Source organism: Phyllobacterium sp. YR531, assembly GCF_000282595.1.
Classification (GTDB): domain Bacteria; phylum Pseudomonadota; class Alphaproteobacteria; order Rhizobiales; family Rhizobiaceae; genus Phyllobacterium.
On sequence record NZ_AKIZ01000002.1, the window covers coordinates 47,223 to 60,485 of the forward strand.

Genomic DNA, 13,263 nt, shown 5'->3' on the forward strand with positions numbered 1-13,263 from the left:
GGGCCCCGAGGAAATCAGTAGGCTGCAGTAAAGCGTTGCTGCTTGTGCTTTGGATTGTGGGCTTCGTCGATAATCGCGACGGCAAGATCACTGGCGCTGATTGCGCTCTTGCCTTCAGCATCAAACACAGGGTTTTCCTTGCCAAGACGGTACTTTCCGGTACGTGGACCCGGCGCAAGGTTAAACGGCGGTGAAACAAAGCTCCAATCGATAGCCGTTTCAGCGCGCAGATCAGTCAGCGCCTGTCTGGCACCCAAAGCGCCTTCCTTATATTCTGCGGGAAAATGTGCGCCATCAACGAACTGAGTTCCATCTTCTGCATATAGGCTTCCCGCACCGCCGATAACAATCAAACGCTTCACCCCAGCTGTTTTGGTTGCCTCAGTGATCGATTTGCTGGCTTTGATATGAACAGCCTGAATATCTGGCTCTGCCCATCCGGGGTTATAGGCGGAAATTACAACATCGTGGCCCTTAAGCTGTTCTGACAAGGCCGCAGTATCCAAAGCATCTGCTTCCACCGCTGTTACTCCACCCAGTTTTTCAACTTTTGCCGGATTGCGCACCAAGGCAGTAACGCTATCCCCGCGGGCAGCGGCTTCTTTCAGTATTTCCTTGCCGACGAAACCGGTGGCACCGATCAATGCAATTTTCATCATATGCTCCTTGATGCAGGTACGCATCGTTTTCTGGTTACTAACGATAACTATCTATGATAGATGCGTTGAACTGAAAAGAACGCACTTTTTCCGTTTCAGGGCACACCAGAGTAACCGCCCTAACCATGGTGATGACAATGAGCATACACGCAAATGCCAGTAGCAATGTGCCATTGCTGGAATCCATGCCCGCAATGAGGGCAGAAGGCGGTGACCTATGTCCTATGCGGGAAGTTCTCGACCTTGTGGGCGATTCATGGAGCATGCTCACAATCATCAATCTGCAGTCTGGACCACGACGCTTCAACGTACTACGGCGAATGATTCAGGGCATTTCGCAGCGCATGTTAACGGTAACTCTTCGTTCGCTTGAACGCGATGGACTGGTTCTGCGCACTGTCAAGCCGACTTCACCTCCCGAGGTCACATATGCGCTCACCGAGATTGGTCATTCTATTGCGGTTCCAGTGGGGGCTTTGGGGGAATGGGCAGTGACAAATCGTGATCATCTGCGCAGTGCCCGCGCAGCATTTGATTCTACAAAGATAGAATAAGGGAACTGTCCCAACTGCCTCGCGTTCCTTCAGTTCAAGCAATGTTTGAAGGGAGAAATGCGATGCCAGCCAAATCTCAAGCGCAGCAAAAAGCTGCGGGAGCTGCTCTTTCCGCAAAACGCGGCGACACGAAGAAGAGTGAACTGAAGGGCGCGTCGAAGAGTATGTACGAGTCGATGAATGAGAAGCAGCTCGAAGAGTTTGCAGAAACTGATCGCAAAAACTTACCGAAGAAAAAGACAAAGAGCTGATTTTTCGGCGCGCGCTGTCACTGACAGATGCGCGCCTCACAGCTTTTGCCATGGCATCCGAGGTCAAGATGCAGATTGCCCTGATGTGCCGCATCTCCATCCGGCCCGATAACTGTCATAAATCGCTCACAGCTCGCTTTGTGCAGTGACGACCAGAATGCCTGCTCTTCAGGTTTTCCTTTCCAACCAGAGCCAAGCTCTGTCGTTTTTCCATTCTTGAATTTGAACGAAACGATATCAAGCGCATTGGCAAAAGCGTGTTCGGATACACGGCCTTTATGGCCGTTATTGACTTTTCGGCACTGATAGTCGGAGCCAGTTGTTATGCTTTCAATCTCGGCACCGAAGTTCTTTTTCGCTTCCTTTTGGATCTCTATCACCCAGTTTGCCAGCGATCCCGCCATCGCGCAGTTGGTTGTGATAGGTGCGGCCAACTTTACCGGATTATCCTTGCCTATCGCGGTAATTTTTAATGGCGAACGTTCTCCGCATGTTCCTTCCGATAGTGGCGGCACCAATTCACCCTGTACTTCGCCATTCATAATAGCGGGGCAGGCGTTCTGATACACCCGGTCCGGCGACGTGGCAGGGTCTGACTTTTCAGCCGGTTCGTCACGCTCCGGTTTTTCTTCACTCTGCTGATCTGGTTTGGGTCCCAGTTGCTCTGTCTTTGGCTGTTCGACGGGCTTTTCCGCAGGCTTGATGTCAGGAACGGGTTCCGCCGGTTTCTGATCAGGTACAGGTGTTTCCTGTGGATCCGCTTTCTGCATCTCTTCCGCTGGTTTCTCTTCAGGCTTTGGAGCCTCCGTAGCAGCTGCAGCACGTGGATTCTCCGATGGGACCGGCGGAATGACGGGTAAAGGGGGGGTGGCTGTTCTGCTTTGGTGACCACGCCTGTGACGGGCATCTGCACCGTCCACCGAATTAACGAGCGCCAGACTTGAAATAGATGCGGTAAGGGATAGGAGGACGAATAGATTGAAACGCGACGGACGCGAGAATAGGGTCATTATCGGCTCTACTCCTGTTTGAGCGTATACCCTAACGTGCGAAGCCTGACATCGGTTTCAATTTATGTGAGCCGTTGAAACATCAGCTGCACAGTTCAATCAGCTTCCCACATCAAAATTTCATATGGAGAACGCGACTCGTGCCCGTAAGTAGTTACTACCGCTGGTGTTAGACGTCCCTTCTTGGACAGGGGCCCAATTACCTCTTTTAGATCTTTCCACGACATCGTGTTCTCGGCTCTAAAGTATGCGCAAGTAGCGCCCGTTGATTGAATCTGTTGAATAACGCTTGATATGTTTGCAGCAGACTGTTGATTGAAAAAAAGATGCCCATCTGTCTTTGCGGTAATGTATATAGGCGGTTTGGTTTTATCGCAGGCCGCCCATGAAAGAGATGGCGATAGAAAAAACAATAAAGATAAAACAAAGAATTCTGATGACATTGAAAATCCCGTATAAAATTGGTTAGCAAAAATTCATTGATAGCTGCGAATACATAACTGCACAATTTGAGTTAGGGTCTGCTGAAAAGTCAACCGCGCTTGACATCGCGCAACCTTCACACTAGAAGCCACAACAACGCAGGGCCTAACAGCTCTGCGTTTCATTTGACGTGTCCCGTGAGTGATCTCGCAAAGCGTGCGTGGGTCGTTCTGTCAGTCTTCGAAAACGGAAGGCAGAGGAGGGCGCGTTTCCTTGAGCCAGGGTGTTAAGCCTTGGTTTGGTTTTGTTGAAAGGAAATGCGATGAGCAAGCGCGAATCGTCCAAGTATAAAATTGATCGCCGTCTTGGCGAGAACATCTGGGGTCGTCCTAAGTCCCCTGTAAACCGCCGTGAATATGGCCCAGGCCAACACGGTCAGCGCCGCAAGAGCAAGCTGTCTGACTTCGGTGTTCAGCTACGTGCAAAGCAGAAGCTCAAGGGCTTCTATGGCGACATTTCGGAGAAGCAGTTCCGCAAGACCTATGAAGAAGCATCACGTCGCAAGGGCGATACTGGTGAACAGCTCATTGGTCTTCTGGAGTCGCGTCTGGATGCGATCGTGTACCGCGCAAAGTTCGTTCCAACGATCTTCGCAGCGCGTCAGTTCGTCAACCATGGCCACGTGAATGTAAACGGTCGTCGCACCAACATTCAGTCTTACATCTGCAAGGCTGGCGACGTGATCGAAGTTCGCGAAAAGTCAAAGCAGCTCGTGATTGTTCTGGAAGCCGTTCAGCTTGCTGAGCGCGATGTTCCTGAATACATCGAAGTTGACCACACCAAGATGGTTGCCAAGTACAACCGCGTTCCGGCCTTCTCGGATGTGCCATACGCTGTACAGATGGAACCAAATCTGGTCGTCGAATTCTACTCGCGTTAATCGGGTATTGAAGTTCTTGAAAAAGCCGCCTGGAGCAATCCTGGCGGCTTTTTTGTTGCAGGATCAAAGAGGAAGCGGGAATGACTGAACTACAATCCATTGTTGACAGTGTTTATCGCGATCTTTCAGACAGGATCGGCGAGGGCAAGCTTGCTGACTATATTCCCGAACTGGCAACAGTTGATGCCAAACAGTTCGGCATAGCTCTGGTGACCGTGGATGGACAAGTTCACTCTGCAGGCGATGCGGAAACCTCTTTTTCGATACAGAGTATTTCCAAGGTTTTTACGCTGACTTTGGCGCTCGGCAAAATTGGTGACGGGCTGTGGAAGAGGGTTGGGCGCGAACCATCCGGAAATGCATTCAACTCCATTGTGCAGCTCGAACAGGAGAAGGGCAAACCGCGTAACCCCTTTATCAATGCCGGTGCGATCGCCGTGGCCGACGTTGTTTTGGCTGGCCATGCTCCAAAAGAAGCAATTGCAGAGATTGTCCAGTTCATCCGTCAATTGGCGGATGATGATACGATTGCCATCGATCATAATGTGGCGCGTTCGGAAACCAACACCGGATATCGCAATGTAGCACTCGCCAACTTCATGAGATCATTCAATAATCTCAATCATCCGGCCGAACATGTCCTAGGCGTGTATTTCCATCACTGCGCGGTAGCCATGTCTTGCCACCAGCTTGCGCATGCGGGACTATATCTTGCTTCGGCAGGGCGCAATCCGCTCAGCGGTGGCAGTGTGGTTTCACCGAGCCGTGCACGCCGGATCAATGCCCTGATGCTTATGTGCGGTCACTATGACGGGTCGGGAGATTTTGCTTACCGGGTTGGCCTGCCGGGCAAAAGCGGTGTCGGCGGTGGCATTCTTGCAATAGCGCCGGGCAAGGCTTCTATTGCTGTATGGTCACCGGGGTTGAACGAGAACGGCAATTCGCAGCTGGGCTCTGCAGCGCTGGAGCTTCTGGCGCAGCGCACAGGCTGGTCAGTCTTCGGACAGTGACAAAGCCTTGCATTGCTGGCGCTTGCGAGGCAATGAAGGGCCTTAAGAGGTGTTCCCATGACTATTCATGATCTGGAAATTGCTGAAGCTTCCGGCTGCCATCCGATGTTTCTCGGCGTTCAATCCAATGTCGAGTTCAACAAGCTCCGAAAACGATTACTGCGCAACACACGGCAGGCTCTTGAAGATTTCGCGATGGTCAAGCCGGGGGAGCGCTGGCTGATCGGACTTTCGGGCGGCAAGGATTCCTATGGCTTGCTCGCTCTCTTGCTCGATCTGAAATGGCGTGGATTGCTTCCGGTCGAATTGATTGCCTGCAATCTCGATCAAGGGCAGCCTAATTTTCCCAAGCATATTCTGCCCGATTTCCTGACTCGTCACGGGATCCAACACCGCATTGAGTACAAGGATACCTATTCAATCGTTACCGATAAGGTAGCCGAAAATCAGACCTATTGCTCACTTTGCTCGCGGCTGCGGCGTGGGCACCTTTATCGCGTGGCGCGTGAAGAAGGTTGCTCGGCCTTGGTTCTTGGCCACCACCGCGAAGACATTCTCGAAACATTCTTGATGAATCTGTTTCATGGCGGCAGGCTTGCGGCGATGCCGCCGAAACTGCTCAACGATGATGGCGACCTGATGCTATTGCGTCCTTTGAGCTACTGCGCCGAGGATGATCTGGAAAAATTTGCCCAGGCAATGCAGTTTCCCATTATACCTTGCGACCTTTGCGGTAGTCAGGACGGACTTCAGCGTAACATGATGAAAGCCATGCTCTCCGACATCGAGAAACGCATGCCGGGCCGCAAGGAAATCATGATCCGCGCCCTTGCCAATACACGGCCAAGCCATTTGTTGGATCGCAAAATCTTTGATTTTGCAGGGCTTTCATTGAGGCTGGAAGAGCCTTCCGACAGTGAGATAGTGCTCGCCGATTATAGGAAATAGTTCTCAGCTGAGAACAAATTCCCATGTTGAAATCAAACGAGCAAGCTTATCGTAATGTAGGGAAAGAACCCGGAATACTTCCGGTATTCCTGGCTCTTTCCCTATAATTTTCACTGCATTTTGCGGAATTTTGCTCGCATTTTTTGCGTTGAAATGTGGCGAAAACTGGCTTTTTCAAGGCAGTCCCGCCATAATTCATGTTTGGCGAAATACTTAAACCGGCTTGTTATGCGGTTTAAACAATCTTCCACGTTCAGCGATAAGCACGAACACCAGACCAATCAATGACAGGACGAAGAAGCCCGCCACCAGTGGCGTGGTCGTGCCGTCAAAAGCCTGCCCGATCAATGCACCGATCGCACCGCCGCCAGCGGTTCCCATGAAGCCGAGCACCGATGATGCGGTGCCAGCGACATGGCCCAATGGCTCCATGGCAAGCGAATTGAAGTTGGAGCCGATCCAGCCAAACTGGAACATGGCCACTGCAAAAAACAGCAGATAGATCAGGAACGGCGTGGGATGCGGACCAAACAGCGTCACCAGCAGCCAGAGGGCATTAATCGTCAGGAAGGCGAGCAGCGCACCGTGGGAGAGGCGGCGCATGCCGAAGCGCCCAACGAAGCGGGAATTTACGAACGATGAGAACGCCATGGTTACGGCTACCGCTGCAAACGCAACGGGGAACCACACGCCGAGCTGATAGATGCCAACATAGATTTGTTGTGCGGAATTGATGAACCCGAACAGCGCGCCGAAGATGAACGCGCTTGCCAATGTGTAGCAAAGGGCAACACGGTTGGTCAGAACGATGATAAAACCGCGTGTCACTGACTTCAGCGTAAAGGGACGTACATCTGCCGGATCAAGTGTTTCCGGAAGACGAATGTAAACCCACAACGTTACCGCAGCGGCGATCACTGCCATGAAAATGAAGATCAGGTGCCAGTTGCCAAACAGCATGACCGCTTGGCCTGTGCCAGGCGCAATAACCGGAACCACCATGAAAACCATCATGATCAGCGACATGACTTCTGCCATCATCCGCCCGCCATAGACGTCACGCACAATCGATATGGTGATCACACGTGTTGCAGCAGATCCAATACCCTGAAGCAGGCGGAAGGCAAGCAACGACGCGAAACTTGGTACGAATACGCAAGCCATTGCCGATAGAATATAGATGGTCAATCCGACAAACATTGGCTTGCGGCGACCGAAGCGATCAGAGATAGGGCCATAGAACAATTGAGAGATGGCAAAGCCCATCAAATAGGCGGAGATGACGTACTGGCGATGATTTTCGCTTGCTACGCCAAGGCTTGCTCCGATTTCCTGCAGACCGGGCAGCATAATATCGATAGCAAGCGCGTTCAGCGCCATAAGGGCTGCCATCATTGCAATAAACTCAACCTTGGACATGCCGCCAAGATTAGGAGTTGAGCTCGTGGTGGACGTATTCATTTTCAAACCTGCAAACATTGTCTGCTCAGACTCGAGACATCGCAGCCAGACGGAGAATCTTTAGTCGCCGATCGACGGGTTTGAACCTCGTTTTCCCGGTTGCTAAAGCAGCTCTGGTTGACTGCCATGGCTGGAATCCCTGCGGACCCTCAAACAACGACAAAGGCGTCGGAGTGTCCGACGCCTTTAGAATATAATTCCGCTAAAGCGCGGAATAGACTGATTTTATTGCGTAATCAGGCGGCCTTGGTGGCGACGCCCTTTTCGCTGAAGAGAGATTGAAGTTCGCCAGCCTGAAACATTTCGCGGATAATGTCGCAACCGCCAACAAATTCGCCTTTGACATAGAGCTGCGGGATCGTCGGCCAGTTCGAATATTCCTTGATGCCCTGGCGCAGTTCGTCAGAGGTAAGGATATTCACGCCCTTATAATCGACACCGATATAATCGAGTATCTGCACGACCTGACCGGAAAAGCCGCACTGAGGAAAACCCGGTGTGCCTTTCATGAACAGAACAACGTCATTGCTCTTCACTTCATTGTCAATAAATTCGCTGATACCGCTCATTTCGGGAAACCTTCCTACCAAACACGGCGAATCGCCATTATTGGTCCAAATTGACCTTTTCTAACAAATAGCGTTTCAATTCTTGCAAAACAAGGCTGGTCATTGTGTCATCTCGTATCATCATTACGATCAGCTTCATTTTATTCGTCGCTTTGGGTGGGATTATCTGGTTTTTGTGGCCATCGCCCCGGCCAAAATCGCCCCCCATACCGCAGATAGACGTTTCGGATGCAGACCTTCCAGGTGAATGCCGGAAGATGACATTTGAGAATGCGGATTCGATTATCTGTGAAATCGACCTGCGATCACATCATATTGAACTGTCGAGGGCTGACGCTGATGGCAAGCCTTATGGTTCGTTGAAAGCATTCCTTGCTGCACAATCTCAGGATTCTCGGCCTATCCTGGCAATGAATGCAGGCATGTATGAACACGACCTGTCTCCAGTCGGTCTTTATGTAGAAGACGGGAAGCAGACAGGAAATTTGAGGGCAGACGACGGTGAGGGGAACTTCTTCCTCAAGCCCAATGGTGTCTTTTTCATTGGAAAAGACGGACTGCCCGGTATTCTTGAAACTGGTGCGTTCGCTGCCGTCACGCCTCAAGTTCGCATAGCAACGCAATCGGGACCAATGCTGGTTATTAATAATCAGGTTCATCCCCGTTTCGAGCCCAACGGAACGTCACGCTTTATCCGCAACGGCATTGGCTTGCGCGACGCCAATACAGTTGTACTGGCAATATCGATGGTGCCTGTGAGCTTTGGGAGTTTTGCCCGCCTGTTCAAAGATGGGCTGGGTTGTGCCAATGCACTTTATTTCGATGGGACGATTTCAGCGCTTTCCAATAACAGGAAAACACTGATTGGCGGGATCGACCCTGTTGGGCCGATCATCGCAGTTTTTGAGCAGAAATAACTTATTCCGGAGCACTGGTCTGCAGGGCAAGGGCATGCAGCACACCACCCATATTGCCCTTCAGCGCGTCATAGACCATCTGGTGTTGTTGAACCCGCGACTTCCCGCGGAAGCTCTCTGCTACAACTTCAGCCGCATAGTGGTCGCCATCACCCGCCAGATCGCGGATGGTAATCTTCGCATCGGGAATGGCGTCCTGGATCATTTTTTCGATATCACGTGCGTCCATAGCCATGTGTTGTTCTCCTCAAGCGGCCTTATCTTTTTGGTTTGCCGGACCGTTCATATAGTCAGGGAACCACGATTCGTGGGCTTTTGTCAGGTCTGTTACTGATATGGAGAGCAACTGTCCGATCTTCAATGCGTTGCCTTCGACGGTCCCGAGCTTGCGGAATGGAATGCCTGAGCCTTCGGCATTCAGCGTCACGAAGTTCGCCATATCGGATGATACAGCGATAATGTACCGCGCCTGATCCTCACCAAAGAGCAAAGCGTGTGGCGCATCTTCACCAATCGACACGGAAGCGCCTTTGCCAGATGCCATGCACATTTCTGCCAAGGCAATGCCAAGTCCTCCATCCGACAAATCATGGCAGGCAGTGACTTGGCCATTGCGGATTGCCGAACGGACAAAATCGCCATTCCGCTTTTCAGCAGCAAGGTCAACAGCAGGGGCTGGGCCATCCGAACGACCATGGAGATCTCGCAAATAGATCGACTGTCCAAGATGTGTGCCATCGCCGCCTATGAGGATCAGGGCATCCCCATTGGACATACCACCAATCTTGGCTGTTTTTGACCAGTCTGGAATAAGGCCGACGCCGGCAATGGTCGGTGTTGGCAGGATCGCCTGCCCATTGGTCTCATTGTAAAGCGAAACATTGCCGGACACGATCGGGAAGGCGAGAGCGCGGCAAGCATCACCTATGCCGCCAATGGCCTTTACCAATTGGCCCATAATCTCGGGCCGCTCCGGATTACCGAAGTTGAGATTATCGGTCGCCGCGAGAGGCTCAGCCCCAACAGCTGTAAGATTGCGCCAGCATTCAGCAACAGCCTGCTTGCCGCCTTCATAGGGATCGGCTTCGCAATAACGTGGTGTCACGTCTGATGAGAAAGCGAGTGCCTTAGTAAGATGGCCTTCAACGCGAACAACACCTGCATCGCCACCCGGCAATTGCAAGGAATTGCCCTGAATGAGGGTATCATACTGCTCGTAAACCCAGCGGCGCGAGGACAGGTCTGCGGAGTTCAACATCTGCAAAAGCGCCGCGCCATAATCTTCGACTTGTGGAACGTTAGACGCTGGTAACGCAGCATGCTTGCCGGGCTCCATCCAGGGCCGGTCATATTCGGGAGCCTGATCGCCAAGATCCTTGATAGGAAGATTGGCAACTTCGTCGCCCTGATGGATGACGCGGAAACGAAGATCGTCAGTGGTGTGGCCTACGATGGCAAAATCCAGACCCCATTTCTTGAAAATGGCCTGTGCTTCTTCCTCTTTTTCCGGACGCAAAACCATGAGCATACGCTCCTGGCTTTCGGAAAGCATCATTTCGTAAGCTGTCATACGCTCTTCGCGCACAGGCACCTTATCCAGGATCAGTTCAATCCCGAGGTTGCCTTTGGCACCCATTTCAACTGCGGAGCAGGTGAGACCAGCAGCACCCATGTCCTGAATTGCGATAACCGCGCCAGAAGCCATCAACTCAAGCGAGGCTTCCAGCAGGCATTTTTCCGTAAAGGGATCGCCAACCTGAACGGTCGGGCGCTTTTCTTCAATCGACTCGTCAAATTCGGCAGATGCCATCGTTGCACCGCCGACACCATCGCGACCGGTCTTCGCACCGAGATAAACGACGGGAAGTCCAACGCCCTTGGCTTCGGAAAGGAAGATCGCATCAGTCTTGGCAAGACCGGCAGCGAATGCATTGACAAGGATATTGCCATTGTAGCGTGCATCGAAATTGACTTCACCACCAACAGTTGGCACACCGAAGGAATTGCCATAGCCGCCGACGCCTTCAACAACACCAGAAACAAGATGGCGGGTCTTGGGGTGGGAAGGTTCGCCAAAGCGCAGAGCGTTCATCGCTGCGATGGGGCGGGCACCCATGGTAAACACATCGCGCAAAATGCCGCCGACGCCTGTTGCAGCGCCTTGGTAAGGCTCGATATAAGAAGGGTGATTGTGGCTTTCCATTTTGAAAACGACGCAATCACCATCACCGATATCAACGACACCGGCATTCTCGCCCGGGCCTTGAATGACCTGGGGGCCAGTGGTGGGCAAGGTGCGGAGCCATTTCTTTGATGACTTGTAAGAGCAATGCTCGTTCCACATGGCGGAGAAAATACCAAGCTCGGTAAAGCTGGGCTCGCGTCCGATCAGATCGAGAATGCGTTGATATTCATCCGGCTTCAGCCCATGAGAGGCGATTAGTTCCGGTGTGATCTGAACAGTGTTGGAAAGACCCATGAGCAATATCAATTCCGTTGCGTGTTAAGCGGTTCTCTTAGAGCAATTTGCTTCGGGAATACACCATGTCGGATAGAAAAAAGAACAGGGAATCACCGAAAAATACCTCGTTTATTGCAGCAGACAGGGATGTTGCTACTGGTAGCGCCTTTCAGCGCCACCAGCAGTCTCAACGATTGTCGAGTTCCGAGCGGACCAGTTGCAGGCCCCGCCGCGTTACAAGATAAGGTCCGCCGCCTGACGAGGCGATGGCCTTCTTTTGTTTCAGTTTACGAAACAGCCTTAAATCACAGGCCGTATATCGGGCACCATCACGCGTGAGGCAGATGATATCCCGGATAATTTTGCGCTCGTCTTTTTCAAGCAGAATTTTACCGCCTTGAGCGAGCAAGTGTAGAATGCGCTGTTCGTCGCGCGAAATGTCCATTTTGATAAGTCCCGAAAACGGGCAAAAATGCCCATGAGAACACGTCCGCAGCCATATGGAAGTGGCGCGGGGCTCCTGTTTTCATGCCCCAAACCTCATAGAAGTTGGGGCTTTAGCGGGACTCAGACTGATTGGACATAAAAACTCCATCGTGTGGATGGCGGCTATATAGCAATGCGAGGGTAGGGTGTCAAAGAGGGAGCAGCTTCAAGCTGCACCCAGCTTTGCATAAGCCAGCACGAATGCGACCAGCGAGCCTGTGCTGGCAATTGTGCGGACGTGATTCCACGGCACCCACTCGGCAAGATAGCGGGTCCAAAGTGCAGCGCCTTCGGGACTGGCAGGCGAGACGGCTTGCAGCGCATCATTCAGTGGCACATTGAATGCAACCGTAACGGCAATTATCCCGATCAGGTAAAGCAGGCTGCCTGTGAGCAGCCATGCCGAGCCAGGCTCTGTCCAGCGCAAGAAGCTGATGATTGCCAGAAAAATGCAGAGCAGCGCTGTACCGAAAAAAGCAAGTCCAAACGTGGCATTGAGGATGGTCACATTGATCGAGTTCATGGCCGCAATACCCTGTTCGGGCGGAAGTCTCGAAAAGGCCGTCATGATGAAACTGGAGAACGCGAAGAAGAGGCCAGCCATGATGCCGCTGCCGACAGCGGCGAGTATGGTCAGAATTGGTAAAAGAAGGATCATTGTCTCTGCTCCCATATGCCGGTTGCGGCGGTTTCACTCGCGAAGATTGAAAAGTCACGCGGCGCGCGTCCGAGCGCTTCGCGAACCCCGTTGCTGATATACTCGTTTCGTCCGTCCAGCACGACTGTGAAAAGCTCGTTGACCAGAGCTGCAATGTCATCAGGAACGTTTTCTGCAGCAAGTCCTTGCATGAATTCTGCCGGAGTGATGGTGAGGTAATCGATGTTGCGTCCAGTTGCTTTTGCGATTTCGGCAGTCGCTTGTGCAAAGGTCAGCATTCTCGGGCCAGTAACTTCATAGAGCTGGCCAATATGGCGATCATCAGTCAAAGCGGCAGTGACGACATCGGCTATGTCATCGGCATGAATGAATGGTTCGCGAACACCATCCGCCGGAAGAGCCAGTGTCCCCGCAATGATCGGCTCCAGCATCATGCTTTCGCTGAAATTCTGCATGAACCAACTTGCACGGACAATCGTCCAGTCTGCACCGGACTGCTGCAGAAGCTTTTCCGCGTGCTGTGCTTCAGGTTCGCCGCGCCCTGAAAGCAGAACAAGCCGGATTACCCCTTTGCGGACCGCCAGACGTATGAAATCGCCAACCATTTCTGCCGCACCGGAGACCGCTAGGTCGGGATAATAGGTAATGTAAGCGGCACAGACACCCTCAAGCGAAGCGGCCCATGTCTCTGGTTGCTCCCAATCAAAGGCGGGAGAGGCATTGCGTGAGCCGATGCGTAAGGGAAGGCCCTGTTCAGCCAGTCTTTGCGCAACGCGGCGTCCGGTTTTCCCTGTGCCACCGACGATCAGAATGGGTTTTTGCCCTGCAGATATATTCATGATTTTCATCTCCGATTGAATATGAGTAATCCTCATATTTGCAAATGTGATAAATCCTCATATTATAAGAGTCAACA

General features: G+C 52.1%; 15 protein-coding genes. 6 read left to right on the forward strand and 9 right to left on the reverse strand.

Going from position 1 to position 13,263, the window contains the following annotated elements; translation table 11 throughout:
- Window positions 1-14: 14 nt before the first annotated feature.
- Window positions 15-659: an NAD(P)-dependent oxidoreductase gene (locus tag PMI41_RS00940; protein ID WP_040853418.1), complete on the reverse strand. Its 645-nt coding sequence runs from the start codon at window positions 657-659 to the stop codon at window positions 15-17.
- Between the two features lie 137 nt (window positions 660-796).
- Here PMI41_RS00940 and PMI41_RS00945 point away from each other — a divergent pair, with 137 nt between their 5' ends.
- The gene (locus tag PMI41_RS00945) at window positions 797-1,213 is read left to right on the forward strand and encodes a helix-turn-helix domain-containing protein (protein ID WP_040853419.1); all 417 of its coding nucleotides are present in this window, start codon (window positions 797-799) and stop codon (window positions 1,211-1,213) included.
- Window positions 1,214-1,275: 62 nt separating this feature from the next.
- A complete protein-coding gene (locus tag PMI41_RS00950; protein ID WP_008120809.1) occupies window positions 1,276-1,464 on the forward strand; it encodes a DUF3008 family protein in 189 nt (62 codons plus the stop codon).
- A gap of 17 nt (window positions 1,465-1,481) precedes the next feature.
- On the opposite strand, the gene PMI41_RS00955 is transcribed toward PMI41_RS00950, so the two are convergent.
- Entirely contained in the window at window positions 1,482-2,474 is a 993-nt protein-coding gene (locus tag PMI41_RS00955; RefSeq protein ID WP_008120811.1) for an extensin family protein, read from the reverse strand.
- A 745-nt stretch (window positions 2,475-3,219) separates the two neighbouring features.
- Between PMI41_RS00955 and rpsD the strand changes: the two genes are divergently transcribed.
- The 3 genes from rpsD (at window position 3,220) to ttcA (ending at window position 5,795) form a co-directional block, all read left to right on the forward strand.
- Window positions 3,220-3,837 (forward strand): 30S ribosomal protein S4, encoded by a 618-nt coding sequence (gene rpsD / locus PMI41_RS00960; RefSeq protein ID WP_008120815.1) that lies wholly within the window; start codon window positions 3,220-3,222, stop codon window positions 3,835-3,837.
- An 80-nt stretch (window positions 3,838-3,917) separates the two neighbouring features.
- Window positions 3,918-4,847, forward strand: coding sequence for a glutaminase (locus PMI41_RS00965; RefSeq protein ID WP_008120817.1), 930 nt, complete (start codon window positions 3,918-3,920; stop codon window positions 4,845-4,847).
- A gap of 57 nt (window positions 4,848-4,904) precedes the next feature.
- Window positions 4,905-5,795 carry a tRNA 2-thiocytidine(32) synthetase TtcA gene (gene ttcA / locus PMI41_RS00970; RefSeq protein WP_008120818.1) on the forward strand — a complete coding sequence of 297 codons (891 nt, stop codon included), beginning with the start codon at window positions 4,905-4,907 and terminating at the stop codon, window positions 5,793-5,795.
- Between the two features lie 213 nt (window positions 5,796-6,008).
- Here ttcA and PMI41_RS00975 read toward each other — a convergent pair whose 3' ends face one another.
- Window positions 6,009-7,214: a multidrug effflux MFS transporter gene (locus tag PMI41_RS00975; protein ID WP_040853421.1), complete on the reverse strand. Its 1,206-nt coding sequence runs from the start codon at window positions 7,212-7,214 to the stop codon at window positions 6,009-6,011.
- Between the two features lie 278 nt (window positions 7,215-7,492).
- Window positions 7,493-7,825 (reverse strand): Grx4 family monothiol glutaredoxin, encoded by a 333-nt coding sequence (gene grxD, locus PMI41_RS00980; RefSeq protein ID WP_008120820.1) that lies wholly within the window; start codon window positions 7,823-7,825, stop codon window positions 7,493-7,495.
- A gap of 257 nt (window positions 7,826-8,082) precedes the next feature.
- Here grxD and PMI41_RS00985 point away from each other — a divergent pair, with 257 nt between their 5' ends.
- A complete protein-coding gene (locus PMI41_RS00985; RefSeq protein WP_244423886.1) occupies window positions 8,083-8,742 on the forward strand; it encodes a phosphodiester glycosidase family protein in 660 nt (219 codons plus the stop codon).
- Window position 8,743: 1 nt separating this feature from the next.
- On the opposite strand, the gene PMI41_RS00990 is transcribed toward PMI41_RS00985, so the two are convergent.
- The 5 genes from PMI41_RS00990 to PMI41_RS01010 form a co-directional block, all read right to left on the reverse strand.
- Window positions 8,744-8,977 (reverse strand): BolA family transcriptional regulator, encoded by a 234-nt coding sequence (locus tag PMI41_RS00990; protein WP_008120822.1) that lies wholly within the window; start codon window positions 8,975-8,977, stop codon window positions 8,744-8,746.
- A gap of 12 nt (window positions 8,978-8,989) precedes the next feature.
- Window positions 8,990-11,221 (reverse strand): phosphoribosylformylglycinamidine synthase subunit PurL, encoded by a 2,232-nt coding sequence (purL, locus tag PMI41_RS00995; protein ID WP_008120823.1) that lies wholly within the window; start codon window positions 11,219-11,221, stop codon window positions 8,990-8,992.
- Between the two features lie 169 nt (window positions 11,222-11,390).
- A complete protein-coding gene (locus tag PMI41_RS01000; protein WP_008120824.1) occupies window positions 11,391-11,648 on the reverse strand; it encodes a YjhX family toxin in 258 nt (85 codons plus the stop codon).
- A gap of 207 nt (window positions 11,649-11,855) precedes the next feature.
- Window positions 11,856-12,347 (reverse strand): anthrone oxygenase family protein, encoded by a 492-nt coding sequence (locus PMI41_RS01005; protein ID WP_008120825.1) that lies wholly within the window; start codon window positions 12,345-12,347, stop codon window positions 11,856-11,858.
- Complete coding sequence (locus tag PMI41_RS01010; RefSeq protein WP_008120826.1) at window positions 12,344-13,186, reverse strand: NAD(P)H-binding protein; 843 nt, start codon at window positions 13,184-13,186, stop codon at window positions 12,344-12,346. The genes PMI41_RS01005 and PMI41_RS01010 overlap by 4 nt, the downstream gene beginning before the upstream one ends.
- Window positions 13,187-13,263: the final 77 nt, after the last annotated feature.